This window comes from Sphingobium sp. BYY-5 (genome assembly GCF_022758885.1).
In the GTDB taxonomy this organism is placed as follows: domain Bacteria; phylum Pseudomonadota; class Alphaproteobacteria; order Sphingomonadales; family Sphingomonadaceae; genus Sphingobium.
On the sequence record NZ_JALEBH010000001.1, the window covers coordinates 2,196,446 to 2,222,169 of the forward strand.

General features: G+C 62.4%; 29 protein-coding genes and 1 tRNA gene. 12 read left to right on the forward strand and 18 right to left on the reverse strand.

The window, feature by feature from the left end:
• Positions 1-106 precede the first annotated feature (106 nt).
• The 4 genes from MOK15_RS10505 to yajC form a co-directional block, all read right to left on the reverse strand.
• On the reverse strand, positions 107-1,531 hold the full coding sequence (locus MOK15_RS10505) for a M20/M25/M40 family metallo-hydrolase (RefSeq protein WP_242931562.1): 1,425 nt from the start codon (positions 1,529-1,531) through the stop codon (positions 107-109).
• Positions 1,532-1,639: 108 nt separating this feature from the next.
• Positions 1,640-1,981, reverse strand: coding sequence for an Mth938-like domain-containing protein (locus tag MOK15_RS10510; protein WP_347567223.1), 342 nt, complete (start codon positions 1,979-1,981; stop codon positions 1,640-1,642).
• 47 nt (positions 1,982-2,028) lie between these two features.
• Positions 2,029-4,611, reverse strand: coding sequence for a protein translocase subunit SecD (secD, locus tag MOK15_RS10515; protein WP_242931563.1), 2,583 nt, complete (start codon positions 4,609-4,611; stop codon positions 2,029-2,031).
• 8 nt (positions 4,612-4,619) lie between these two features.
• Positions 4,620-4,955: a preprotein translocase subunit YajC gene (yajC, locus tag MOK15_RS10520; protein ID WP_242931564.1), complete on the reverse strand. Its 336-nt coding sequence runs from the start codon at positions 4,953-4,955 to the stop codon at positions 4,620-4,622.
• 185 nt (positions 4,956-5,140) lie between these two features.
• On the opposite strand from yajC, the gene MOK15_RS10525 reads away from it, so the two are divergent.
• Positions 5,141-5,217 (forward strand) — tRNA-Pro (locus tag MOK15_RS10525).
• Between the two features lie 155 nt (positions 5,218-5,372).
• Here MOK15_RS10525 and MOK15_RS10530 read toward each other — a convergent pair.
• A protein-coding gene (locus MOK15_RS10530) for an IS5 family transposase (protein ID WP_242931565.1) occupies positions 5,373-6,130 on the reverse strand; the annotation gives its coding sequence in 2 pieces (ribosomal slippage) (positions 5,373-5,794 and positions 5,794-6,130; 759 coding nt in all).
• Between the two features lie 241 nt (positions 6,131-6,371).
• Between MOK15_RS10530 and MOK15_RS10535 the strand changes: the two genes are divergently transcribed.
• Together MOK15_RS10535 and MOK15_RS10540 are read left to right on the forward strand one after the other, a co-directional pair.
• Positions 6,372-6,911, forward strand: coding sequence for a glycosyl hydrolase 108 family protein (locus MOK15_RS10535; protein WP_242931566.1), 540 nt, complete (start codon positions 6,372-6,374; stop codon positions 6,909-6,911).
• Positions 6,912-6,922: 11 nt separating this feature from the next.
• A complete protein-coding gene (locus tag MOK15_RS10540; RefSeq protein WP_242931567.1) occupies positions 6,923-7,189 on the forward strand; it encodes a 3TM-type holin in 267 nt (88 codons plus the stop codon).
• A gap of 519 nt (positions 7,190-7,708) precedes the next feature.
• On the opposite strand, the gene MOK15_RS10545 is transcribed toward MOK15_RS10540, so the two are convergent.
• The 10 genes from MOK15_RS10545 to coxB form a co-directional block, all read right to left on the reverse strand.
• The gene (locus MOK15_RS10545; RefSeq protein WP_347567190.1) at positions 7,709-8,155 is read right to left on the reverse strand and encodes a hypothetical protein; all 447 of its coding nucleotides are present in this window, start codon (positions 8,153-8,155) and stop codon (positions 7,709-7,711) included.
• Between the two features lie 166 nt (positions 8,156-8,321).
• Complete coding sequence (locus MOK15_RS10550; RefSeq protein ID WP_242932717.1) at positions 8,322-9,203, reverse strand: class I SAM-dependent methyltransferase; 882 nt, start codon at positions 9,201-9,203, stop codon at positions 8,322-8,324.
• 10 nt (positions 9,204-9,213) lie between these two features.
• Positions 9,214-10,614 (reverse strand): threonine synthase, encoded by a 1,401-nt coding sequence (gene thrC / locus MOK15_RS10555; protein WP_242931569.1) that lies wholly within the window; start codon positions 10,612-10,614, stop codon positions 9,214-9,216.
• A 44-nt stretch (positions 10,615-10,658) separates the two neighbouring features.
• Positions 10,659-11,315: an SURF1 family cytochrome oxidase biogenesis protein gene (locus MOK15_RS10560; RefSeq protein ID WP_242931570.1), complete on the reverse strand. Its 657-nt coding sequence runs from the start codon at positions 11,313-11,315 to the stop codon at positions 10,659-10,661.
• 91 nt (positions 11,316-11,406) lie between these two features.
• A complete protein-coding gene (locus MOK15_RS10565) occupies positions 11,407-12,237 on the reverse strand; it encodes a cytochrome c oxidase subunit 3 (RefSeq protein WP_242931571.1) in 831 nt (276 codons plus the stop codon).
• A gap of 38 nt (positions 12,238-12,275) precedes the next feature.
• Complete coding sequence (locus MOK15_RS10570) at positions 12,276-12,851, reverse strand: cytochrome c oxidase assembly protein (RefSeq protein WP_242931572.1); 576 nt, start codon at positions 12,849-12,851, stop codon at positions 12,276-12,278.
• Positions 12,851-12,988: a hypothetical protein gene (locus tag MOK15_RS10575; protein WP_242931573.1), complete on the reverse strand. Its 138-nt coding sequence runs from the start codon at positions 12,986-12,988 to the stop codon at positions 12,851-12,853. The genes MOK15_RS10570 and MOK15_RS10575 overlap by 1 nt, the downstream gene beginning before the upstream one ends.
• Positions 12,985-13,905 (reverse strand): heme o synthase, encoded by a 921-nt coding sequence (locus MOK15_RS10580; RefSeq protein ID WP_242931574.1) that lies wholly within the window; start codon positions 13,903-13,905, stop codon positions 12,985-12,987. The genes MOK15_RS10575 and MOK15_RS10580 overlap by 4 nt, the downstream gene beginning before the upstream one ends.
• Positions 13,906-14,039: 134 nt before the next feature.
• Complete coding sequence (ctaD, locus tag MOK15_RS10585) at positions 14,040-15,707, reverse strand: cytochrome c oxidase subunit I (RefSeq protein ID WP_242931575.1); 1,668 nt, start codon at positions 15,705-15,707, stop codon at positions 14,040-14,042.
• Between the two features lie 18 nt (positions 15,708-15,725).
• Entirely contained in the window at positions 15,726-16,733 is a 1,008-nt protein-coding gene (gene coxB, locus MOK15_RS10590; protein WP_242931576.1) for a cytochrome c oxidase subunit II, read from the reverse strand.
• 290 nt (positions 16,734-17,023) lie between these two features.
• Here coxB and pyrE point away from each other — a divergent pair, with 290 nt between their 5' ends.
• The 6 genes from pyrE (at position 17,024) to MOK15_RS10620 (ending at position 21,444) form a co-directional block, all read left to right on the forward strand.
• Entirely contained in the window at positions 17,024-17,605 is a 582-nt protein-coding gene (gene pyrE, locus MOK15_RS10595) for an orotate phosphoribosyltransferase (RefSeq protein WP_242931577.1), read from the forward strand.
• A gap of 5 nt (positions 17,606-17,610) precedes the next feature.
• Entirely contained in the window at positions 17,611-18,348 is a 738-nt protein-coding gene (locus tag MOK15_RS10600) for a pyridoxine 5'-phosphate synthase (RefSeq protein ID WP_242931578.1), read from the forward strand.
• Between the two features lie 133 nt (positions 18,349-18,481).
• Positions 18,482-18,883, forward strand: coding sequence for a holo-ACP synthase (acpS, locus tag MOK15_RS10605; RefSeq protein ID WP_242931579.1), 402 nt, complete (start codon positions 18,482-18,484; stop codon positions 18,881-18,883).
• Positions 18,880-19,803 (forward strand): signal peptidase I, encoded by a 924-nt coding sequence (lepB, locus tag MOK15_RS10610; RefSeq protein WP_242931580.1) that lies wholly within the window; start codon positions 18,880-18,882, stop codon positions 19,801-19,803. The genes acpS and lepB overlap by 4 nt, the downstream gene beginning before the upstream one ends.
• Positions 19,804-19,826: 23 nt before the next feature.
• On the forward strand, positions 19,827-20,909 hold the full coding sequence (locus MOK15_RS10615) for an AI-2E family transporter (protein ID WP_242931581.1): 1,083 nt from the start codon (positions 19,827-19,829) through the stop codon (positions 20,907-20,909).
• 205 nt (positions 20,910-21,114) lie between these two features.
• Positions 21,115-21,444 carry a hypothetical protein gene (locus MOK15_RS10620; protein WP_242931582.1) on the forward strand — a complete coding sequence of 110 codons (330 nt, stop codon included), beginning with the start codon at positions 21,115-21,117 and terminating at the stop codon, positions 21,442-21,444.
• 62 nt (positions 21,445-21,506) lie between these two features.
• Here MOK15_RS10620 and MOK15_RS10625 read toward each other — a convergent pair whose 3' ends face one another.
• Positions 21,507-22,067 carry an FKBP-type peptidyl-prolyl cis-trans isomerase gene (locus MOK15_RS10625; RefSeq protein WP_242931583.1) on the reverse strand — a complete coding sequence of 187 codons (561 nt, stop codon included), beginning with the start codon at positions 22,065-22,067 and terminating at the stop codon, positions 21,507-21,509.
• 83 nt (positions 22,068-22,150) lie between these two features.
• Entirely contained in the window at positions 22,151-22,357 is a 207-nt protein-coding gene (gene rpsU / locus MOK15_RS10630; RefSeq protein ID WP_021226581.1) for a 30S ribosomal protein S21, read from the reverse strand.
• A gap of 225 nt (positions 22,358-22,582) precedes the next feature.
• On the opposite strand from rpsU, the gene MOK15_RS10635 reads away from it, so the two are divergent.
• Positions 22,583-23,341, forward strand: a complete 759-nt coding sequence (locus tag MOK15_RS10635; RefSeq protein ID WP_242931584.1) for a class II aldolase/adducin family protein — start codon at positions 22,583-22,585, stop codon at positions 23,339-23,341.
• Between the two features lie 121 nt (positions 23,342-23,462).
• On the opposite strand, the gene MOK15_RS10640 is transcribed toward MOK15_RS10635, so the two are convergent.
• Positions 23,463-24,017: an opacity protein gene (locus MOK15_RS10640; protein ID WP_242931585.1), complete on the reverse strand. Its 555-nt coding sequence runs from the start codon at positions 24,015-24,017 to the stop codon at positions 23,463-23,465.
• Positions 24,018-24,333: 316 nt separating this feature from the next.
• Here MOK15_RS10640 and MOK15_RS10645 point away from each other — a divergent pair, with 316 nt between their 5' ends.
• Together MOK15_RS10645 and MOK15_RS10650 are read left to right on the forward strand one after the other, a co-directional pair.
• Complete coding sequence (locus tag MOK15_RS10645) at positions 24,334-24,999, forward strand: peptidase (protein WP_242931586.1); 666 nt, start codon at positions 24,334-24,336, stop codon at positions 24,997-24,999.
• Positions 24,999-25,691 carry a hypothetical protein gene (locus MOK15_RS10650; protein ID WP_242931587.1) on the forward strand — a complete coding sequence of 231 codons (693 nt, stop codon included), beginning with the start codon at positions 24,999-25,001 and terminating at the stop codon, positions 25,689-25,691. Before MOK15_RS10645 ends, MOK15_RS10650 begins: the two co-directional genes overlap by 1 nt.
• Positions 25,692-25,724 lie beyond the last annotated feature (33 nt).

Below are 25,724 nucleotides of genomic sequence, written 5' to 3' on the forward strand. Positions count from 1 at the left end.
TCGCCAGTCCCCTTGCGGGACCGGAACTTGCCGTCATGCTTAAGCAGATACGGTGAGATGCGCAAGGTAGGGGGAGCCACCCGCCGCAAGCGGCTCCCCACCTGTCCTAGTTGCTGTACGCCTTTACCAGCCGATAGAGGAAGGCGCGCCCATCCAGCAGCGATTTCACCCGGATGCGTTCGTTGAGACCATGGACGCCCTGCCCGTCCGGATCGGCGAACATACCCGACACGCCATAGGTCGGAATCCCCGCCGCATTGGTGAAGCGTCCATCGGTCGCCCCGGTCGCCAGACGCGGGATCACGGGCACGCCCGGCCACATCTCCTTGGTCAGCGCCTCGATCGGACCCATGATCTGCGGCGTCAGTGCCGGCGCGGAGGATTTGGGCTGGGGTGGATCGGCCAGTGTCACCTTGATACGGGGATCAGCCGCCACATCCTTGAGGCGCTGGAGAATTGCATCGACGCTTTCGCCGGGGATGATGCGGCAATTGACGTTCGCGCTCACCGACTGCGGCTGCGCGTTCGGCGCATGACCACCCGAAATCAATGTCGGGATGCAGGTGGTGCGCAAGGTCGCATTCCAGCTCGCATTTTCAGCAGACACGGCGGCATAGTCGGCCTCGGTCGCCTTGCCTGCGCCGATTGCCGCCATCGCGGTCGACACCTTGCCCGGATAGAGCGGTGCCGATGCACCGAAATAGGCTTTGGCCGCCGGGGTCAGATCGACCGGGAAATCATAGTCGTTCACCCGCGCCAACGCCGCCGCCATCCAGCCGATCGCATTGACATGCGGCGTCTGGCGCGAACTGTGGCCGCCCGGCGCGGTCGCGGCGAAGGTGAAGTCCTGATAGACTTTCTCGCCCGCTTGCACCCCCTGGCTGACCGGCTTGCCGCTCTCATCCAGCGATCCGCCGCCGCCTTCATTGAGCGCCCATCCGGCCGTCAGTGCATCGGGCTTGTTCTTGAGCAGATATTCGACGCCGTTTAGCGCCTTCTCCGTCTCCTCGCCGCAGGTCAGCGCCAGCTTGATTGTGCGCTTGGGCTTATAGCTTTCCTGCTTGTAGCGGATCATCTGGTCGGTGAAGGCCGCCGCCATCGCCTTGTCATCCGACGTGCCGCGACCATAATAATATCCGCCTTCCTCGATCAGGGTGAAGGGGTCACGCTCCCAATCGGCGCGTTTGGCCGCAACCACATCGATATGGGCGAGCAGCAACACGGCCGGTAGCTTGGCATTGCTGCCGTGCAGGATGGCGGTGAGGTTGCCTTCCTTGGGATGGGCCGGATCGACGATGATCGACACATCCCCGTCAGAATAGCCCGCCGCCTTCAGTCGCGCGCCCATGCGTTCGGCTGCGACCGTGCAGCTTCCGTCGGGCCAGCTCGAATCGGTTTCCACCAGTTCCTTGTACAGTGCGCGGAACGCATCCTCGCCCGCGCGAGCTTGTGCATCGGGCGTCGCGGTGTGCGCGCTGGTGGTGACAAGAAGCGCAGCCAGCAAGGCTGTAGCGGGACGGCGGAATTTCATGAAAAAGCCCCCTCGAATGACAGAAGGACTTACTCTTGGCGAAGCCACGCCGGCAGGGCAAGGCGTGTCTAGCGCTTCCTCAATCCGTCTGCGCCTGGCAAAGACAGTTCAAAGCGGTAGCAGCGCCGCCACGATCTGACGCTCCTCGGCACGCAGCACGCCCCAGGCGCGCGCCGCCGCGCGGCTGTCCATCGCCTCCACGCCGATGCCCAACGCCTCGATAGCCCGCACGAAGGCCCGCGATGGCTGGCGCAGACCGGCTCCGGTGCCCAGCAACAGGAACTCCGGCTTGGGATCAAGGTCGAACAGGTCGCCCAACGACGCCACCGTCAACGCATCGATCGCCGGTGCATCGGCCCAGGCCAATGCCCGCACCGGGCTGAGCAGCAGACCATCCGGGAACACGTCGTCGCGTACCCGGAAACCCCGCCCCTGAAAGCCGGTGACGATCGGCCCCTGCCCGCTGTCGTCGCGACGGAGCTTGATGCCGGCGTCACTCAGGGCTGCGCTCCGTCATTACGCGGGGCGACACGTTCGGCCTGCCCGCCATAGCCACTCTTCTTCGCCGCCTTCTTCTCTGCTGCCTGCGGGTTCAGGCCCAGCGTAATAAGCAGCGAAGACGACACATAAACCGACGAATAGGTGCCGACGATGATGCCCAGCATCATGGCCGCCGTGAAGCCGCGCAGCACATGGCCACCCAGGAACAGCAGCGCACCCAACGCCAGCAGGATGGTGACCGACGTCATGACCGTGCGCGGCAGCGTTTCGTTTACCGACAGGTCGATCAGCGCCTTCATGTCCATCTTGCGGTATTTGCGCATATTTTCACGGATACGATCGTCGATCACCATCTTGTCGTTGATCGAATAGCCCACGATCGTCAGCACCGCCGCGATGATGTTCAGGTCGAATTCCAACTGAGTGACCGCGAAGAAGCCCAGCGTCATCAACACGTCGTGCATGATCGCGACGAAGGTCGAGACGCCGAACTGCCATTCGTAGCGGAACCAGGAAAAGACCGCGATGCCGATGACCGCCAGCATGACGGCGATGATGCCGTCGCGGATCAGCTCACCCGACACCTTGCCCGACACCGTATCGTAGCGGGAGAAGGTGACGCCGGGGAAATCGGCCTGCATCGCCTGCCGCGTCTTTTCGACCACCACATTGGCCGCGCCTGCGCCACCCTGATCGGGAAGCGGCAGGCGGATCTGCACGGTATTGGCGTCGCCGAACTGCTGCAGCGAGCTTTCACCGACATTGAGACGTGCAATGGTGTTGCGGACCCGGTCGGTTTCGACCGCCTGCGGGAATTTCGCCTCGATCATCAGGCCGCCGACGAAATCGACGCCCAGGTTGAGCTTCTGATGCGCGGTGACGCCCACGGCGAGCACGGTCAGCAGCGCGGTAAAGCCGAACGCCCAGCGACGGATCGCGACGAAGCCGATATTGGTATTGTCGCGCACGATGCGGACATAGCCCATGACGATATCGGTCGGGCGGGTCCGGCGTACCCAGTTGGCCACGAGCACGCGGGTAAAGGTCACAGCCGTGAACACGCTGGTCGCGATGCCGATCAGCAGCACGATCGCGAAGCCTTTGACGGGGCCGGAGCCAAGCACGAGCATGACCCCACCGGCAATGGCGTGGGTGACGTTCGCCTCGAAGATGGTGCGGCTGGCTTCCTTGTAACCGAACTCGATCGACTGGACGACATTGCGCCCGCGTCGTCGCTCTTCGCGGATACGTTCGTAGATAAGGACGTTGGCGTCCACCGCCGTGCCGATCGTCAGCACGAAGCCGGCAATGCCGGGCAACGTCAGCGTCGCGCCCAACATGCCCATCACGCCCAGGATCACCAGCACGTTGATGGCGACGGCGAGGTTCGCGTACATGCCGAAGCGGCTGTAGCTCATGAACATGAAGGCGGCGACGGCGATCACCGCGACCACTGATGCGATCAAGCCCGCGCGGATCGAGTCGGCGCCCAGGCCCGGCCCAACGGTGCGCTCTTCCACCACGGTCAATGCGACGGGCAGCTTGCCCGAACGCAGTGCAATGGCGAGCTGGTTGGCGCTTTCGACCGTAAAATTACCGCTGATCTGCGCGCTGCCGCCCAGGATCGGTTCATTGATGTTCGGCGCCGACAGCACCTTGCCATCCAGGATGATGGCGAAGGGACGATCGACATTCTGCGACGTCACCTGGCCGAACCGGCGGCCGCCCGCCCCGTTGAAGCGGATGTTGACGATCGCCTGGTTATTCTGGTCATAGCCTTGGGTCGCGTCGGTCAGATCCTCGCCCGAAACCATCACCTGCCGCTTCACCGCGATCACCGGCGAACCCGATGGATTGGCGGGATAGGGCAGCACTTCGCTGCCCACCGGCGCCCGGCCCTGCGCCACTTCGGCCGGATTAGCCGTAGTGTCGACCAGCTTGAATTCCAGCTTTGCGGTCTGGCCCAGCAGATCCTTCAGCGCCTTGGGGTCTTGGAGACCTGGCACCTGCACAACGATGCGGTTGCCGCCCTGCTGCTGGATAGTCGGTTCGCGCGTACCCATTTCGTCGATGCGCTTGCGGATCACCTCGGTCGCGACTTCCATCGCGCTCCTGACCGCATTGTCGATCCCCGCCTTTGTCGGCGTGATGGTGATGGTGGAACTATTCACCACCTCGACATTGAAGTCGCGCTGGCCGGTGAGTCCTGCACCCTGCGTCAGCGGGCGAATGCGCTCGACCGCGGCGTCGACCTGGGCAGGATCGCGCACCATGAAGCTGAGCTTCCCGTCGCGGCTGGAAATATCACCGACCGCGATCTTCGAATCACCCCGGCGCAGTTCCGTGCGGACCTGCTCCTCCATGTTGGTGAGCCTCTGCTTCGCTACATCCTGGGTCGATGCTTCGAGCAGCAAGTGGCTGCCGCCCGCCAGGTCGAGGCCCAGATTGACGCGCGTCTGCATGAAGCTGGGCAGCTTCGCCACAGTCGCCTCCGGCAGGAAGCTGGGCACAGCGCACAACACGCCGATGACCAACGGCAGGAGGATCGCGGTGATCGTCCAGCGCGAGAAGTTCAGCATGATGCCGCTCAGTCGTTCGCGGGCTTGGCGGTGGTCGGATCGATCACCTCGGTCAAGGTCGACTTGACCGCCTTGACCTTCATGCCAGGCGCCAGTTCGATGTCGACATAAATGTCATCGACGCGCGCAACCTTGCCCACCAGGCCACCACCGGTGACGACCTGATCGCCCTTCTTCACGGCATCGATCTTGGCCTTATGCTCCTTCATCTTCTTCTGCTGCGGACGGATGAGCAGGAAGTAGAAGACCACGAAGATCAGGACCAGCGGGGCCATCTGCACCAGGACACCGGCGCCGGATGCTTGCCCGCCCGCGGTCTGGGCAAAGGCTGGAGTAATGAACATGGGTGGGACTGCCTTATTTTCTGTCGGTCATGGACGGCCCGAAACCATCCATGGATCAAGGGCGGGCGGCTAACACAGAAGCGCCCGCGGAGGCAATATGATTAGGGATTCGGACAAAGCGCGAAAAGAGGCGTGATTGAGCGCTTGCAACTTCATTCATGTGCTTCTATTGGGCGCCCTCCGGTCGGGACGTAGCGCAGCCTGGTAGCGCATCACACTGGGGGTGTGGGGGTCGGAGGTTCGAATCCTCTCGTCCCGACCAAGATTATCTGATATTTATATATACTTACCTAAAATGCGCGCAGCGCCTTACACGGGCCATTTTTCCTGTGTAAGAGGTATGTCCCCTGAATCACCGCGCTTATAGGAGCGCCCACACCGGCGAGCCACAGGGCGCTGGCAGCGTCGGGTCAGGACTCATAGCCAGAACAGGACGGTAGCGGCGAGCGCGACAGCGGAGAGGAAGACGTTCGGACACCTGTCGTAGCGTGTTGCGACGCGCCTCCAGTCCTTGAGGCGGCCGAACATGATCTCGATCCGGTTGCGGCTTTTATAGCGGCGCTTGTCGTATTTGACGGGCTTGGTGCGGGACTTCCTGCCTGGAATGCAGGGGATAATTCCCTTTTCCTGCAAGGCATCGCGGAACCAGTCGGCATCATAGCCCCGGTCACCCAGCAGCCACTGTGCTTTGGGCAAGCTGTCCAGCAAAGCCGCGGCTCCGGTGTAATCGCTGACCTGACCCGCCGTCATGAAGAAGCTGATCGGACGGCCCCTGGCGTCGGTCACGGCGTGCAGCTTGGTATTCATGCCGCCTTTCGTGCGACCGATCAGCCGACCAGGCCCCCCTTTTTTACCCGCAGGCTTGATGCCGTACGGTGCGCTTTGAGATAGGTCGCATCGATCATGATCGTCTTGCGCTCGGCGCCTCTGGCAGACAGGCCATCCATCATCGCGATGAAGACACCCTTTTCACCCCAGCGCTTCCAGCGATTGTAAAGCGTCTTGGCTGGACCATACTCACGGGGCGCATCCCGCCACCTCAAGCCATTGCGATTGACAAAGATGATCCCGCTGAGCACGCGACGGTCGTCGACCCTCGGCTTGCCATGGCTCTTAGGAAAAAAGGGCTCAAACCGAGCCATCTGCTCGTCCGTCAGCCAATACAGGTCGCTCATAATCAGTCTCCTTGTGGAGCCTGAATCAGATTACGCCTCTCAGATCAATGGGTCCTGACCCTAATGAGCAGGACAGCGATCATCGCTTTTCTTCCTCTTCGGGAAGGCCATATTTTTCTGCAGGTCGATCAGGCCAAACGTCTTGCCATGACAATATCTTCCATGTGTCGATTTTCTCCTGTCCTACAACAAACCATATGGGATAAATGATTCGCCTCTTTCAACCATAAGGAGGCAACGCATGGGCATTTCAAACCTGGTCGACGAGGTCATCGCCCGCGAAGGCGGCTATAGCAATCATCCGGCCGATCGTGGCGGCCCCACCAATATGGGCATCACCCAGACAGTGGCGCGTGCAAACGGCTATGCCGGCGACATGAAGACGCTGCCCCGCAGTGTAGCCGAAGCCCTTTACCGCCGGCTCTACTGGGATCAGCCGGGTTATGCCTTCGCCGCAGAAATAAGCTGGTCAATCGCCGCCGAACTATTCGACACCGCGGTCAATATGGGCGTCGCCACCGCAACCAGCTTCTTCCAGCGCGCACTCAATGCGCTTAATCGCAACCAGAAAGATTATCCCGATCTCAAGGTCGACCGCATCCTCGGCGCGCGTACTCTGAGCGCACTTCGCGCTTTCCACACCCTGCGCGGGGCAGTCGGCGACAGGGTACTGCTCAAGGCGCTCGAAGCGCTGCAGGGCGAACGCTATATCGCCCTGGCCGAAAGCCGCCCCGCCAACGAAGCCTTCCTTTATGGCTGGCTTGCAAACCGTATTGGTTAAGGATGGACAAGATGGCTCAAACCAGTGAGGACAATAGCGACCCCTGGGCGATCCGCGCTCGCCCCGCTTTCCTCTATGTCATGTATGCCTTGCTGCTATGGTCGGTGCCGATGGGACTGATAGCAGGCGTGCGGCCCGACGTGGCGGCGGCGATTACCGCCGGGATGCGCGCCTACCTCAATGCCCTGCCCGAACCGCTCTATGCCCTCTTCGGTACCGGCTATCTCGGCTACACCGCCGCGCGTGCTTGGGGCAAAGCAAAAGGGGTGGAGCGCTGAAGACAATTCAGCACGCGATCTTTTGGTGAGAAGGTACGATGGCGGCCGTGATCGAACAGAAAGCCGCACTCCGGCAGATCCGCCATCTCTCCGCAGGTCGCGCAAAAATGAGAGGGGCCGCCGGGCAGATAACCCCCGACGGCCCATCATTGACATGGTCAGCGGCCAAAAGCGCCGCCCAAGGGAAATGTGTGTCGCGCTATCTACCGTCAGAAGAACTGGCCTGAGATAAAGGCCTGTGTATCGGCGCTCAGAGTCTCTGATGGAGGATCGACGCTATGGCGTCGCTCAGCGGCGCACTTCCCGAATGGACTTGACCGACCCCATTGCTGAACCATGAGACATCGGATCACCTCCTTTCGCTTTGTTGAGCCCGCGTGCCCGGCGTTGGATCAAACCTTCATCCGGCCACGAAGCGAAATGTGAATCAGACGGATTCCATCTTCAAGACTTGTATTATTCTTTTTTGGAATCATAATTGTCCGTCTGCGCGTCGTTCCTCGACGACGCATATTCCCCTCAGATTCGGCAATCCTCGATCACGCGCGCTGGCTCCGCCCAGGCGGGCAGAACGAGCGGCGCCAATCCCTGCACCTCCACACCGATCTTGCCACGACTATAGGCGACCTGATCCAGCACCGTGTCGGTGGCCGCGCGCGCCGCGACGGTCTGTGGCTGTCCGCTGGCGTCAGACGTGGCCGGCCAACTGACCGCGCCATAGCTGGTGCGAACCAGCATCGCCCCTTGCCCCGCACCGACACGCAGGGCTGTGATGCGACGGCTCGCCCGGTCACAGCGTAAAGTGAATAGAGGTTGGGCCGACGATCCGAACAACGCAGCACTGCCGTTGGCCTCAGGCCGATAGGTCCAGTTACCCGGCGTGAACGGACGATCCTCCCACGCCGCCGCTAGCGGCACTGGTGTCGCCGCAGGGGATTGCTGTGCCGATGGTTGAGCCGGACGCATTGTGGGCGTGGACTGCCCAGGTGCCGGCGGACGGCTCGGTGGGCTAACGCAGGATGCCAACAGAACCATTGGAGACAAAGCGGCGGCAAAGACGGGTATAGGACGCATGGACATAGTCATGCCGGAGCGCGCCGGAGCGCTCAACCCGAAAAGGGCGAAGCGATGTTCAGCGCCGCCAACGCGCCCATATCGCGGTGGGCAGGGCGATGCCTCGCGCTTCCTCCCGCACGGCCAGTTCGCCCGCCTCGACCGTGCCGGGCAGGTCTACGAATGCCTGCCGCAACAATTCACCGATCGCCAGGGCCGACATGCGCACGGCATAGACCGTCAGGAACAGAAAACGGCTGTCGGCATCCAGCAACGCGCGGCAATTGGCGATGAGACCGGGCAAGTCTTCCTCCAGCCGCCACACTTCGCCGTCAGGTCCGCGGCCATATTTGGGCGGATCGAGCAAAATGCCGTCATAGCGGCGGCGGCGGCGCACCTCGCGCGCGACGAACTTGGCGGCATCCTCAACGATCCAGCGGACGGGACGGTCTTCCATGCCGGACAGGGCAGCATTGGCGCGAGCCTGGGCCACCGATTTCTTCGAAGCGTCGACATGAACCATGCGAGCACCGCCCGCCGACAGGGCTAGCGTGCCGACGCCGGTATAGCCGAACAGGTTCATCACCTCGGCCCCGGATTCCGATGCTTGCTTGTCGGCGATGGCGCCGCGCAGATCATCCCAGATCGGCGCCATGTCAGGAAAGAAGCCCAGATGACGGAAGGGCGTGCAGCTAGACTGGAAGGTCACTTCCTTCCAGTGGAGCGGCCAGCCCTCTGCCGGGACGGGTTTTTCATAATACCAGCGGCCGCCGCCATCCTCGTCGGAACCCGGAATGAACTCGCCGTCGGCGCGCCAGTCGGTCGTGGCGGGCGCCCACATGGCCTGCGGCTCGGGACGGATGAAACGGAAGCGACCATAGCGCTCCAGCTTGCGGCCATTCCCCGAATCGATCAGTCCATAATCGGACCAAGGTTCGCCGATGAGGGTCTTGAGTTCCAAACCTGCCTCGTCAGCCGCGCGGTGTCGCACGCTCGGCGACATAGGCGGTGATCGCCTCGAAGGTCGCGGGGAGCTTGGCATAGCGTTCCTCGCGCGAGAACAAATCACCCACGCGCGGCGAAAGCGGCGGCCGGGTGCCGGTGGCGCGTTCGACGGCATCCGGGAACTTCGCCGGATGTGCGGTCGCCAGCGTCACCACCGGAACCGATGCGTTCACGCCCGCTTGGCGCGCAGCGGCCAGACCGATTGCGCTATGCGGATCGATCACCTGCCCAGCGGCGTCATAAGCCCAGCGCATCGCCATGGTCATGTCATCGGCGTCGATCCGCGCCGACCGGAAGATCCGCGACGCACCCTCACGTTGCGCCTTGGTGAGGCGCATCGCCTTGCTGGTCTCGAAACCGCGCATCTGTTCGGCAAGCGCCAGGCCATCACGGCCGCCCGCGTCGAACAAAAGCCGCTCGAAGTTCGAGCTGACCTGGATGTCCATGCTCGGCGTTGCGGTCGGCACGACCTGACCCTGGCTGTAGTCGCCATCGGCCAGCGCGCGATGAAGGATGTCGTTGACGTTGGTGGCAACAATCAGCTTCGCGACCGGCAACCCCATCTTCGCCGCGACATAGCCCGCGAACACGTCGCCGAAATTGCCGGTGGGGACGGAGAAGGCAACTTCCCGCTCAGGCGTCCCCAGACGGACAGCCACGTAGAAATAATAGACGACCTGCGCCATCAACCGCGCCCAGTTGATGCTGTTCACGGCCGACAGGTTGAAACGGCTCTTGAAGTCGCTGTCGTTGAACATCGCCTTCACCAGCGCCTGCGCATCGTCGAAACTGCCGTCGATGGCAATATTGTAGACGTTGGGTGCGCGCACGGTCGTCATCTGCCGACGCTGCACGTCGGAGACGCGACCGTCGGGATGGAGCATGAAGATGTCGATCTTCGCACGGCCCGCAACGGCATCGATCGCCGCCGATCCGGTATCACCCGAAGTCGCACCGACGATGGTGAGATGATCGTCACGACGCGACAGGAAACGCTCGAACAACTGGCCGAGCAGTTGCAGCGCCACATCCTTGAAGGCAAGCGTGGGGCCATGAAACAGCTCCAACACCCAATGCTGATGGTCGAGCTGGACCAGCGGTGTCACGGCCTGATGGCTGAAACGGCCATAGGCGGCAGTACACAGTTCACGCAGTTCGTCATCCGTCAGCGAACCCGCAACAAAGGGGCTCATCACCCGGACGGCAGTTTCGACATAGGAAAGACCGGCCAGCGCACGAATCTGTTCGGCCGTGAAAGCGGGCCAGCTTGTCGGGAGATAAAGGCCGCCATCGGACGCCAGCCCCGCTAGCGTCACATCCTCGAACCCGAGCGACGGCGCGCTCCCCCTGGTGCTCTGATATTGCATAATGGGAAAGCGCGGTAGCGGCACCCGCGCCAGGGAGCAAGCGTTTAGGCCGATTTCTGCGTGTTCCGACGGCGCAGGGCCAGAATATAGATGATGACCGCGATCGCCGCGAAGAAGAACCATTGCACAGCATAAGCCAGATGGTTGTTGGGCAGGTCGGTCGCGGCGGGCGGCGCAACGGGCTTGAGGCCGGCAGGCGCCTGGCGCGCGATCAACATCGGCCGCAAGGGTGCAGCCTTCCCACCGAGCCGCGTCAACAATGCGCGATGGTCAGGCTCCTGACTGATCCAGCCTTCCACTTGACCGCCCGTCCAGGCGGGCCTGTCATCGGGCTTTTGGCCGACGCCCACCGCGACCAGCACGCCCGGCCCTTCTGCCCCGGTCGAACAATGGGCGACATGGCGATAGCCAGTCGATCCATCAGCGGCACGGCCAGCCTCCACCTGCCAACTCTCAACGGCCAGGCAATGGACCGACGAGGGGCGGAAGAGAATGTCGGGTTCGACAGGGGGCAGCTTCGGAAATGCGACGGCAGGGCGGCCGGGATTGGCAGCCGCAAGGGCAAGGGCCTCCGCCTTCTCGGCGCGGCGTTGAAGCTGCCACACCCCCAAGGCGATCATCACCAGCACCGCCAGCGTAACGAGGACGGTCGGGATCACGGGGATGCGCGGGGCATGGGCGGGATCGGGCTGCTCGGTCATGACCGCTCCTCAATAGCCGCCAGCGCGGCAAAAGAAAACGGCCGGAGCAGTACGCCCCGGCCGCATTTCATGTCAGGCTCAAGGCCGCTTCTCAGCCTCCATGGACCGGCGCGCCCCAGCCGCCCCAGACATAGATGGCAACAAAGAGGAACAGCCACACCACGTCGACGAAATGCCAGTACCAGGCCGCAGCTTCGAAGCCGAAATGCTGGCGCGGCGTGAAGTGCCCCTTATAGGCGCGGACCAGGTTCACGGTCAGGAAAATGGTGCCGACCAGAACATGGAAACCGTGGAAACCGGTCGCCATGTAGAAAGCCGAACTATAGGGATTGCCGCCGAAACCGAACGGCGCATGGGCATATTCATAGGCCTGGATACTGCTGAACAGCGCGCCCAGAATGATGGTGCACCACAGCCCCTTGATCAGGCCGTCACGATCACCATGGATCAGCGCATGATGCGCCCAGGTGACGGTAGTGCCCGAGCAAAGCAGGATCAGCGTGTTGAGCAGGGGAAGTTCGAACGCATTCATCACCTCCACGCCCTTGGACGGGAACAGCCCGTCGATCGGTGCGAGTTGGCTGGGGAACAGCGAGAAGTCGAAAAAGGCCCAGAACCAGCCAACGAAGAACATTACTTCGGAGGCGATGAACAGGATCATGCCGTAGCGCAGATGGAGTTGCACCACCGGCGTATGGTCGCCGGCATGGGCTTCCCCAACCACATTGCCCCACCAACTGAACATGGTGAAGAGTACGCCGGCCACGCCGATCAGGAAGATCCAGCCACCGCCCGGCCCCATCGCATCGGGGTGCATCCACATGATGGCGCCCGACGCCATGACCAGCGCCGACATGGAGCCGAACAGCGGCCAGATGCTGGGTGGAAGGATGTGATAATCGTGATTCTTTGCGCCTGCCATGACCTGCTCTTCCCTGCTCCTGTTCTTGGCTATTTTCCTTAGCTTGCCTTCCGGCCCTGCTCAACAGGGTAGAAAGTGTAGCTCAGCGTTATCTCTTGCGTATCCTTGTTATCCGGATCGTCGAGGATTTTCGGATCGACGTAATAGAGGACGGGCATCCGCACCTCCTCACCGGGCTGCAGCGTCTGCTCGGTGAAGCAGAAGCATTGAATCTTGGTGAAATAGGCGCCCGCCTGGATGGGGGTGACATTGAAGCTGGCGGTGCCCGTCACCGGCTCGTCGGACATGTTCTTGGCGATAAAGATCGCCATGTCCTTTGCCCCTATGGTCACGGTATCGGTCGGATGTTCGGGATAGAATTTCCACGGCATCCCCGGTTGGACGTTCGAATCGAAGCGGATCGACAGGGTGTGGCCAGTCGCCACCTGCACATGTGTCGACGCTTCCGCCCGCTGGGTCGTCCCGCCGAAGCCCGTCCGCTCGCAGAAGATGCGATAGAGCGGCACGGACGCGAACCCCAGGCCCAGCATCGCCAGGCCGATACCCGCCATCGCCACCAATGTCCGGCGATTGCGCCGTTCCCGGTCGAAGGGCGAAGGGGGCAGCGTCGCCATCAGATATTATGGCTCGCGCCTATCTTCGCCAGGGTGATGGCGAAGAAGAGGATGGCCAGGAAGCCCAGGAGCAATCCGGTGATGATTGCGCGCGACTTCTGCCGGGCACGGATCTGGTCCTGCTCCTCCGGCGTCACAGCAGCAGCCAGCGGTCCACGACCACCGCCCCAAACAACAGGAAAAGATAGAGTATCGAATATTTGAACAGCCGCTTTTCCTGCGCCATGCGCGCGGGATCGGTTTCGCGACTGCGATAGACTTTAAAGGCGAAGAACGCGAACAGCGCCGTGCCGAGCAGTGCCGAGACACCATAGATCGCGCCAGTCAGCCGCATCAGCACCGGCGCCAGAGCGGCAACCGCCATGATCGCGGTATAGAGCCAGATCTGGCGACGAGTCGTGCGCTCGCCCGCGACGACAGGCATCATCGGGATGCCGGCGGCGGCATAGTCTGGCCGCACGTACAGGGCGAGCGCCCAGAAATGCGGCGGCGTCCAAAAGAAGATCAGCAGGAAGAGCGCGACTGGCAATGCACTGATGTCGCCGGTCACGGTGGCCCAGCCGATCACTGGCGGGAAAGCGCCCGCCGCGCCACCGATCACGATATTCTGCGCCGTCCGCGGCTTGAGCCAGATGGTGTAGATGAAGACATAGAAGAGGATCGAGACGGTCAGCACCGCAGCGGCGAGCCAGTTGGTCGCAATCCCCATCAGGATGACCGAGAAGACGGCCAGGCCGACCCCAAAATGCAGCGCCGATTGCCGGTCCATGCGGCCCGCAGGCAGCGGCCGGTTGGCGGTGCGCTTCATCTTGGCGTCGATATCCGCTTCCCACCACTGATTGAGCGTGGCGGCCGCGCCGGCGCCCAGAGCGATGCAGAGAATGGCGGTAAAGGCCAGAACCGGATGAATATGTCCCGGCGCCGCAAGCAGGCCGCACAGGCCCGTGAACACGACCAAGGTCATGACGCGCGGCTTGGTGAGGGCAACGAAATCCCGCCAATGGGCAGGCATTGCGGGCGCACTCATCCCGGACATGATCGGCGAACTTGCCATAAACTCCTCTTCAATCGGCCAGGCGCGCCATAAAGGTGCGGGCCGATTCCCGCAATGGACAGACGGTCCTACCCCGGTGCCTGCCCTATGCGTGGCGCGCCCGGCCGGAACCGGACGCACTCACCCTCCGATCGTCAATCGACGACCGGCAGCGTTTCGAACTGGTGGAAGGGCGGCGGGCTGGACAGCGTCCATTCCAGCGTCGTTGCGCCTTCACCCCAGGGATTGCCCTCTGCCTTCTTGCCGGCGACGAGCGACCAGATCAGGTTGATGAAGAAAATCACCATGGCGCCAGCCATGATTTCATAGCCATGGCTGGCAATGCCGTTCCAATAGGCGAACGCCTCAGGATAGTCGGGGTAGCGACGCGGCATACCCGACAATCCCAGGAAATGCATCGGGAAGAACAGCACGTTCACGCCAATGAAGAACACCCAGAAGTGAAGGTGGCCGAGAAACTCATTATACATGCGGCCCGACATCTTCGGGAACCAGTAGTAGAAGCCGGCGAACAGGCCGAATACCGCGCCCAGCGACAGAACATAGTGAAAGTGCGCGACGACATAATAGGTGTCGTGCAGCACGTCATCGACCCCGCCATTGGCCAGCACGACGCCGGTGACGCCACCCACGGTGAAGAGGAAGATGAAGCCCAGCGCCCACATCATCGGCGTCTTGTAGCTGATCGATCCGCCCCAGATGGTCGCGATCCACGAGAATATCTTGATACCCGTCGGAACAGCGATAACCATCGTCGCGGCGGTGAAGTACATCTTCACGTTCACGCTCATGCCGGTGGTGAACATGTGGTGCGCCCAGACGACGAAGCCGACGACACCGATCGCCACCATGGCGTAGGCCATGCCGAGATAGCCGAACACCGGCTTCTTCGAGAAGGTCGAGACGATCTGGCTGACGATGCCGAAGCCCGGCAGGATCATGATGTAAACTTCGGGATGGCCGAAGAACCAGAAGAGATGCTGGTAGAGTTCGGGATCGCCGCCGCCAGCCGCATCATAGAAAGTCGTGCCGAAATTGCGATCGGTCAGCAGCATGGTGATCGCGGCGGCCAGAACCGGAAGAGCCAGCAACAGCAGGAAAGCCGTGACCAGCACCGACCAGACGAACAGCGGCATCTTGTGCAGGGTCATGCCCGGCGCCCGCATGTTGAGGATGGTGGTGATGAAGTTGATCGCGCCCAGGATCGAGCTGGCGCCAGCAATATGGAGCGACAGGATCGCCATGTCCACGGCAGGCCCGGCAGACCCGCTGGTCGAGAGCGGGGCATAGACGGTCCAGCCCGTGCCCGCGCCATTGCCGGTGCCACCGGGAACGAAAGTCGAGCCGAGCAACAGGGCAAAAGCCGGAATGAGCAGCCAGAAGCTGATATTGTTCATTCGCGGGAAGGCCATGTCCGGCGCGCCGATCATGATCGGCACGAACCAGTTGCCAAACCCGCCGATCATCGCCGGCATCACCATGAAGAACACCATGATGAGGCCATGCGCGGTGATGAGCACGTTCCACAGATGATAAGCCTGGTCGAGCGTAGCGCTCGGACCATCGGACCACATCGCCCATGTATGAAGATATTGGATGCCCGGATGCGCCAGTTCCGCACGCATCAGGCCGGAGATACCGCCACCGATGATGCCCGCGATGATGGCAAAGATAAGATAGAGGGTGCCGATGTCCTTGTGATTGGTGGACATGAACCAGCGCTGGAAGAAGGCCGGCTTGTGATCGGCATCATGATGGTCGTGAGCATGATCGCTATGATGATCGGCTGTGATGGTGGTCATGGCGTTCCTACCCCTGCATCAAATCTTTTTTTCGCCATTGGCCGGAGCGGCCTGGGCGGTCGTTGCCGCCCCTTCTTTCTTCAGCGAACCGCCCTGTGAGAGCACCCACTGGTCAAACTGCGCAGGCGGCAGCGCCTCGATCGCGATCGGCATGAAGCCGTGGCGCGCGCCGCACAGTTCGGAACATTGGCCGTAATAGACGCCCGGCTTCTCGATGGTGAAGCTCTTTTCATTGAGGCGGCCCGGCACCGCATCCATCTTCACCCAGAGCGAAGGCACCGCAAAGCTGTGAATCACATCCGCGCCGGTGATGATGAGTTTGATCGGACGGCCGACCGGCAGGACCAGGCGATTGTCGGGCGAGAGAAGATAAGGCTCACCATTGGCGGCGGCCTGCTCCTTCGTCTGCATGTTCGATACGAATTCGGGGATGCCCGCATCGGGATATTCATAACCCCAATACCATTGATATCCGGTGACCTTGACGGTCAACGCATCTTTCGGCGCGGGCTTATACTGGTCCGCGAGCAAGCCGATCGAGGGCACCGCGATCACCAGCAGGATCAGAACCGGAACGACCGTCCAGATCACTTCGATAAAGGTGTTGTGCGATGTTTTCGACGGCACCGGGTTGGCGCTGGCCCGGAATTTCCACATCGCATAGAGCATCAGAATCAGGACGAAGATCGAGATCGCGAAGATCAGCGGCACCAACATCTTGTCATGCAACCAGCGCGCGGTCTTGCCGGTTTCGGTGAACTGCTCCTGCAAGGTGATTTCGCCCGGACGAGGCATACCGATGCCTTCGGTCGGTTTCATCCGAGGTGGAGCCGCGACCTTAGCGGCCGGGGCTGCTGCGGCAGCCGGCGTGGCGGCATTGGCGACCGATTCGGCTGGAGCGGCAACATTGCCCGCAGCCGGTGCGACAGCGGTGGCCTCATCCTGTGCAAAAGCAGGACCGTTCATCGCCATGGCGGGCGCAAAAGCCAATAACCCGGCGAGAACGAGCGATTTCACCTTCTTCATAGCCTCTTCATACCCCTAACCCCTTGGCGCCGCTGCAACGAAGGCCCACTTTTCGTGCATGGCCTTCACTCGTCCGGTTCTGTCGCGGCTTATAGGCAGGGTTTCCGCCCGCCTCAAGCACAGATGGAGCAGATTTTCTTCGCTGTTGCAACGCACCCCCCGCCCGCCTATTTCGCAGGTCCGCGCACAGGGGCGCGGACGGAACGCGCAGGCGCGCTCCTTTTTGATGCAAGGCAACGGACCGGGACGCGAACAGGCGCCGGATCGGCGCGACAGGATTAATGGACAGCATGACTGACGAGGAAATATTGGCGGAATTCCGGGCAGCGGGCGCGCTGCTCGAAGGGCATTTCATCCTGTCGTCGGGCCGCCGCAGCGGCAATTATCTGCAATGCGCGCGGGTGCTGATGAACGCCGAACGCGCCGGCAAGCTGGCCCGCGCCACGGTGCAGAAACTGCCCCGCGAGTTGCGGCAGGAGATCGATCTGGTGGTTTCGCCGGCGATGGGCGGCCTCATCATCGGCCATGAGGTCGGCCGCGCGCTGGATAAGGACGCCGTGTTCCTGGAGCGTCCCGAAGGCGTTTTCGAGCTGCGTCGCGGCTTCACCATATCGCCCGGACAGAAAGTGTTGATGGTCGAGGATGTCGTCACTACCGGCCTGTCCTCGCGCCAGGCGATCGATGCGGTCGAAAAGGACGGTGGCGTAGTCGTCGCCGAAGTCGCGCTGGTGGACCGTTCGGCCGGCGAAGTGGATCTGGGCGTACCCTTCTACCCGCTCGTGAGCATCAACTTCCCGGTCTATGATGCCGACGCCATTCCGCCCGAACTGGCGGCGATCCCGGCGATCAAACCAGGCAGCCGGAAACAATAGGTCCCATGCCCAACGCCCCCTCGCACCTTCGCCTTGGCGTCAATATCGACCATGTGGCGACCATCCGCAACGCACGGGGGGGAGAGCATCCCGATCCGGTCAAAGCGGCGTTGCTGGCGGCGAAGGCCGGGGCCGACGGCATCACCGCACATCTGCGCGAAGACCGACGGCATATTCGGGATGAGGACATCGCCATGCTGATGGCCGCGCTCGACGTGCCGCTCAATCTGGAGATGGCAGCAACGCAGGAGATGCTGGCGATCGCACTAAAGCACAAGCCACACGCCGCCTGCATCGTACCGGAAAAGCGCGAGGAGCGCACCACCGAGGGCGGCCTCGACGCCGCAAGACAGATTGAGGCACTGGCACCTATCGTAACTGCACTGAGTGAAGCGGGCATCCGAGTCAGCCTGTTCATCGAAGCCGACGCGGCCCAAATCGCGGCCGCGATCAAGCTGGGTGCGCCCGTCGTGGAGTTCCATACCGGTGCCTATGCGCATCTGACCGGCGAGGCGCGCGCATCAGAACTGCGGCGGATTGCCGACGCGGCGGCGCTGGCGGCCAAGAACGGGATCGAACCCCATGCCGGCCACGGCCTGACCTTCGACAATGTCGCGCCGATCGCGGCCATCCCGCAAATCGCCGAACTCAATATCGGCCATTTCCTGATCGGCGAGGCAATCTTCGGCGGATTGGAGGGCAGCATCCGCGAAATGCGCCGGCAGATGGATCTGGCGCGGTGAGTCCTCTCCGGCACGGAGAGAGGGACCAGCCACAGGCTGGTGGAGGGGGCTGGCTTCATGCGGCTCCCTGCCCGCCGCCCCCCTCCACCACCAGCTTCGCTGGCGGTCCCCCTCCCCGTACCGGGGAGGACTCATGATCATCGGCCTCGGCTCCGACCTCTGCAATATCGAGCGCATCCAGCATTCGCTCGAGCGTTTCGGCGCGCGGTTCGAGCAGCGCGTATTCACTGACGTCGAACAGACCAAGGCCAATCGCCGCCCCTTCACCAAGGCGGGAACACTGGCCAAGCGCTTCGCCGCCAAGGAAGCCTTTTCCAAGGCCGTCGGCACCGGCTTCAAGGCCGGGGTGTTTATGAAGGATATCGGCGTGGTCAACGCGCCGTCGGGCGCGCCGACACTGAAGCTGACCGGCGGCGCGCTGGCACGGCTCGAATCGATGGTGCCTGCCGGCCACAAGCCTGTCATTCATCTGACGCTCACCGACGATCATCCATGGGCGCAGGCCTTCGTCATCATCGAAGCGCTGCCTCTATGATGCCGCATCCCGACGATAGCAGCGAGACACGAGACGTGACCGCCATCAACCTGCCCGAAGACCAGCCAGCCCCGGACACGCAGCAAGAGGGCGAGGAGGGCAAGCCGTCGGTCAACTGGTGGCATGAGGTGAAGAGCATCACGCTCCTCATCCTGGCGGTGCTGGCCTTCCATAGTTTCGTCGCCAAGCCTTTCTACATCCCGTCCGAATCGATGATGCCGGTGCTGCTGACCGGCGACCGACTGGTGGTGAGCAAATTCCCCTATGGCTGGTCCTATGTCTCGCCCAGCTTCCACCCCCTGCCCTTCCTGAAAGGTCGCATCCTGGGCCGGTTGCCCGAACGGGGCGACATCGTCATCGTCTCACCCCAAAATCGGCGCGAAGATTATATCAAGCGCGTCATCGGCCTGCCCGGCGACATCATTGAGGTGCGCGGCGGCCAGGTCATCCTGAACGGCGTCGCGGTGCCGCAAAAGATACTGAAGCCAATCCGCATCCCCGTCGATGGCAATGCGCCTTGCTCTCCGCTGCAATTCCCCGGCGCGCGCGTGACCGGCAAGGATGGCCGCGACTATTGCGAATTGCCGGTGCGGCAGGAAATCCTGCCCAACGGCAAAACCTATGTGGTAATCGATATGGGGCCGAGCGCGCTCGACTGGTATGGGCCGGTGCGGGTGCCAGCAGACCACGTCTTCTTGATGGGCGACAATCGCGACAACAGCGCCGACAGCCGCGCGCCGCTGGAAGAGAACGGCCTGGGCGGGCCGGTGCCGTGGGAAGCGATCGGCGGCCGCGCGGAGTTCATCACCTTCTCGCTTGATGGCGACGCTAGCTGGAACCCGCTGAGCTGGTTTCATGCTTTCCGCGGCGGCCGCGCGGGGAACAGCCTGCGACCGGAGAGCGTTGCACCACCGAAATAGACGGAAACAAGGGGCATCGGATCTTGAGCGACAGACAGCATCATGTCGAAGCCCCCGGTCCCAGCGAAGTCCGCAGCCCGCTGGTCCAGCATGAACTGAAACGCGCCAGTGTGTGGTTCGCGTTGGCTATTGCCGTGGCGCTGATCGTGTTGCTCGCGCAACCGTTGATGCTGGTCATGGGCGCGCTGGTGCTGGCAACCATGATGGACGGGGGCACGCGGCTCTTGGGCCGGGTGCTGCCGATCGGCCGGGGATGGCGGCTGGCCATCGTCCTGATCGGCGCCGTCGCCTTCCTGGCCTATACCTTCTATCTCACCGGATCGAACCTCGCCGCGCAGGCACAAGCGATGCGCACCATTGTCGAAACGCAGGTGACGCGGATTGGCGGCTGGATGCAGCAACTGGGCGTCACGACGACGCCCGATGATCTCAAAAGTCTGGCGAGCCAAGCGATGAATTCGATGGGCCGGGTGACGGCGGCGGTCGGTACGGCGGTGGGCGCGATCACCAGCGCGGTGATGATGCTGGTGCTCGCCATCTTCATCGCGATCGAGCCAAAGCTGTATGAACGCGGTGTCGCCTGGATGCTGCCGATGGAGGCACGCGGCCATTTCTACAGCATCGCCGACAAGATGGGCTGGACCCTGCGCCGGCTGATGTTCGGGCGAATCATCGGCATGACGGTCGAAGGCGTGGGCACCTGGCTGCTGCTCTGGGCGGGCGGGGTGCCGATGGCGGGGCTGCTGGGCATCCTTACCGGTCTCTTCGCCTTCCTGCCCAATATCGGATCAATCATCTCAGGCATATTGATCGTGCTGGTAGGCTTTTCGGCGGGGGTCGATACCGGCCTTTATGCCTTCGGCGTCTATCTGGCGGTACAGATCGTCGATGGCTATCTGATCGTGCCGATGGTAGCCAAGCGCGCCACCGACCTGGCCCCAGCGCTGGTATTGGGTGCGCAAATCCTGTTCGGCGCGCTGTTTGGCCTCATCGGCCTGTTCCTGGCCGACCCGATCGTGGCGATGATCAAAGTCTATCTGGAAGAACGATCCAAGGCGCTGGAGGCCAAAGCCGGAGCGCGGCCCCCGCAAGGGTCGGACGCTTAACTTCGCACATTTCCCGTAAATTTCGACATTTCCGAACAAAAGTTGGAAATTATCGTTCGCGCATAGCCCAGGCCACGCGCGCACCACTGCTTTTATCACCCGACATGCCGGTAGGACAGCGACAAGGCCATGCAATGATGGAACGTCCTGGCTGTCCAGTGCTTCTCTCTCATGATAGCTTGAATTGTCTGAGAGGAGTCGCACCATGACCATGGGCCTGGACAAGCAGAAGAAGCTGCATTTCGACCTCACCAATGTGGGTATGCGTGCCCAGGCAACGGCCGTGGGGCTGTTGCAATTATGCCTGGAGTTGCGGAACGCCGGCATATTGGATGATACGGCGATCGAGCGGATCAAGGGCGCCATCGCCTGCGACATCGAAGTATCGGCACCGCGATCGGTTGCCAGCGCCGCCTATCGACAGGACATCAAGGCGCGGCTGGACCAATTGTTCGCCGGCGAGGCGAAGATCGGTAGCGCCGATGCGCTGGCCTTCGGCACAACGGCCGACACCGCCTATCGCGAGCCGCGCTGAGCCGACCAAAGAAAAGGGGCCGACAAACGCGGCCCCTTCTTCGACTCATCTGGCTGTGCGGATCACCGACCCGGCTGCGGGATACCACCCTGCTGCTGCATCATCTGCTGCTGCAACTGCATCAGTTCCGCCTTCGACTTGAAGTCGTGCAGCGTGACGTCGAACACCAGCACCGAACCGCCGGGTATCGGGCCATTGTCCGCATCGCCATAGCCAAGCTGCGGCGGAATCCAGAGGCGGTACTTGCCGCCCTTCTTCATCTTCTGCAGGCCTTCCGAGAAACCCGGCACGACGCCATCGATCGGCATCGGCGCCTGCGGATTCTCATCGAAGACGGTGCCGTTGAGCAGCGTGCCCTTATAACCGACCAGCGCCACGTCCGCAGTGGTCGGGCTGGCGCCCGTGCCTTCTTCCAGCACCTTGTACTGCAAACCCGATTCGGTCGTCTCCACGCCAGTAGCGTGGGCGTTCTGCGCGAGGAAAGCCGCCGGCGACGCCGCGACACCCTGTTGTCCTGCCCAGGCCAGGCCGCCTGCGGCCAGCGCAACGACGGCAACGCCGATCCAGAGCCGCGTCAGCGATCCCTTGGCGATAGGACGAAGGGGAACGGCCGTCGTGGACATGGCGACAAATCTCGCAATTTCGAAGGGCAGAAATTCAGCAGGCAAACGGGGCCGCCCAGTGGCAGACCCCGTTGAAGGCGACCTTAACGGACGCCGTCGCGCTCGGCGCGCTTGCGCTCCATCTTACGAGCCCGGCGGACAGCGGCTGCCTTTTCACGGGCGCGCTTTTCCGACGGCTTCTCATAATGACGACGCAGCTTCATTTCGCGATACACGCCTTCACGCTGCAGCTTCTTCTTGAGCGCGCGGAGGGCCTGGTCGACATTATTGTCGCGAACGATGATCTGCATAAGTCCGTCAATCTCCAATCAAAAACGAGCGGTTCGCCGGGACAATATCTCTTTCCCGACGGCCCGACCGAATAGCAAAGCCAGTGAGTCGTCGCAGGTCGCCCCGCGCCATGTGGGCGGCGCCCTACCAGCGCAAGCGCGTAAATTCAACCCTAAAGGCCGCAACCTCGACTTTTGCGACAAGCCGACCGATAGTGCGCCAACAAAATAGACAGGAGGATCGCCATGGCAACAGCCGCACAAACGCCCAACATGTCCCCACAAGAATGGGAGGCGCGCCAGCAACTTGCTGCCTGCTACCGTATCTTCGACCATATGGGCTGGTCGGAACTCATCTACAACCACATCACCCTGCGCGTACCGGGGGAGGATAACGCCTTCCTCATCAACCCCTTCGGCCTGGGCTATCACGAGGTTACGGCATCCAACCTGGTCAAGATCGATATCGATGGCCATGTGCTGGATGGCAGCCCCTATCCGGTCAACCGCGCGGGCTTCACCCAGCACAGTGTTTTCCACCGGCATCTGCCCGACGCCCATTGCATCATCCATACCCACACGACCGCCGGCATGGCGGTGAGCGCCACGACAGAAGGGTTGCGGCCGATCAGCTTCTACGCCGCGGCCTTCATTGGCCATATCGCCTATCACGACTTTGAAGGGGTCACGATTCGCCCCGATGAGGGCGAGCGGCTGATCGCGCATCTGGGCGACAAGCGCATCATGATGCTGCGCAACCATGGAACCCTGGTGATGGCGTCTTCCCTGCCCGAGGCTTTTTTGAAGCACTGGTCACTGCAACGCGCCTGCGAGATCCAGGTGGCGGCGGGCGCGGCAGGGACACTGATCGATATCCCGCCAGAAGTGATCGCCGTGCATCAACGCGATCTGGCCGGCATACAGTTGCCGGTCGGGCCGGGCGTGCCCGATTTCCAGGCGATGGTGCGAGTGATCGATCGGATCGATTCGAGCTGGCAGCGCTAAAAGCTACGGCGGGAATGCGGAACGGCGGCAGTCCTGAACGCCGTTCCGCACCCCGACTCCCTTTGCGGGAGAAGACCGGCGCAGGACGGAACGGGCGACTCGCGCCCGTTCCGCCTTCAGGTCAGAATTTCGCGACGACGCCCGCCATCGGACGGATCGAGCGGAAATTACCCATCGTATCGGCCTGGACACGCAGGCGGATATTGCTGCTCTGGGCCGAACTGCCCATGTCCGCCGGCGACAACTCGACGCCCGCGCCATAGGTGGTGCCATGGAAATCCGGGCTGTCGGGGCCGAGCGCGTCGAAATTGACCCACTTGTAACCGACCTTGCCAAAGATCAGGCTGTCCTTGCCCGCCTTGATCCCGGCGCGGCCCGCCACGCCATATTCCCAGTCAATGTCACCGGACACGCCTTTTGAGGCCGTGCCCTCGACGCCCAGTACGATCGGACCGGCGACATTATAGTTTACACCGGCGACGCCCTCCACCAAGCGGCCTTTGTAGCCCACAGGCGGAATGCCTTCCTTACCGGTTTCGCTGTCGAAATTATGCACGCCGCCCAAGATGCCGACATAAGGCTCGATGCGGCGGGTGGAGCCTGTATCCTCTTGGGCCAAAGCGGCGGCAGGAAGCAGGGACGCAGCAATGGCTGCCGTGAAAAGCAATGTCTTCATGGGTATGACCCTTTTTGTCTGTTGGGTTTTCTAGCGGCGGTGTGGACCCGCCGGGCCGCCTGTCCGGCGCTGCAAGCGACCGGGCGACAGGGAAGAAATGGCCAAGCCTGCTCGAAGGTTTCCTGAACGGATCGCAAAAATCGGTCAAAAGCCGATTATGTGACGGAAAGAACACGGTTCCTGTCAGCCCGATGAACGAAAGGCGACTTTTCTGAACGGGGAATAAATGCTTGCGCGCCGATCCCCTACCCATTCACAACCAATTCAAACTGAGGGCGTTATCCCGTCATCAGAAGGACTGTTAAGGAGACAGGCGATGACTGGAACCGCACGAAGGTTTCTCGCCGCCATGGGCCTTGCCGGCGCGCTGGTCCTCGGCGGCTGCGCCTATGACGACGGCTATGGCTATGGCGGAGTGAGTGTAGGCAGCGGCTATTATGGCGGCGGCTATTACGACCCTTATTATAGCCCCGGCTATTATCCGGGCGGCTATGGCTGGTATGACGGCTTCTACTATCCAGGTAACGGCTATTATGTCTATGATCGGGGTGGTCGACGCCACCGCTGGAATGATGGCCAGCGCCACTATTGGGAAGGCCGACGCGGGAATCGCCCCGATGACGGCCGCTGGCGCGGCCCCGGACGGGACGGCAAATGGCGGGATCGTGATCGCAACCGCCCGCCCGGCACCGGCAATTGGACGCCGCCGCGTCCGCCAAGAGATGGCAACGGCAACTGGACTTCGCCACGCCCACCGCGCGGCGCGGACGGCGATCGCGGACCAGGCCGCTGGCGCGGCAATAATGGCGCGCAACCGACACCCCAACCTGGTATTCGCCCACCGCAACAAGGACGCCCGCAAATGAACCAGCCACGCCCGCAGCGCGAATGGGGCGCCCGCCCCTCGCCCGGCTTCCGCGCCGACCGGCCGGTACGATCGGGCGGTGGTCGCGACCCGGCAGGCCGGGTGCGTCCGGAGTGATGCGGAGAGCGATACAGACCGCTACGCTCCTCCCTCTCCTGCTCGTCGCGGCCTGCGACGGGCGGGAGGAGAGCGCGATCGACAATCTGGCCAATGGCGTCAACGCCACGCAGGTCGAAAATAATGTCCGTGCCGAGGCGATGGCGCTGATGGAACCGCTCACCCCGCCCGCGCCGGGCACGCCCGGCGGTCTGCCGGTCAATCCTGCGCCGATCGCCGAAGGATCGATCGCGCCTGACAGCGCTCAGGGCGCCGCCCAGGTGGTGCAGGGCTATTATGGGCTGCTGGAAGAAAAACGGTTCGGAGACGCTCAGGATCTGTGGAATCCGGACAGTGTGATCGGGGCGCAGGATGATGCGCATTTCGAAGCGCGCTTCCGTGGCTTCGGCGAGATTCACGCCAATATCGGCGCACCGTCCGAACCCGATGGCGCAGCCGGTTCCGTCTATGTGACCGTGCCAGTGCAGGTCTATGGCCGCATCAAGGCCAATGGCAAACCCTTCTACACGCTGCGGCAAGTGACGCTGCGCCGGGTCAATGACGTTCCCGGATCGACCGAGGAACAAAGGCGCTGGCATATCGAAACGATCGGCGCCTATGTGCCGCCGCCCGAAACGGGCGATGCGGACAATGGCGTGGAAGGGTCCAAGGCCATTTCCATGACGGACGGCATGGCGCGCAAGGCGCCCTGAGCTCCGTCCGCTTCGAGCGAAGTCGAGAAGCAT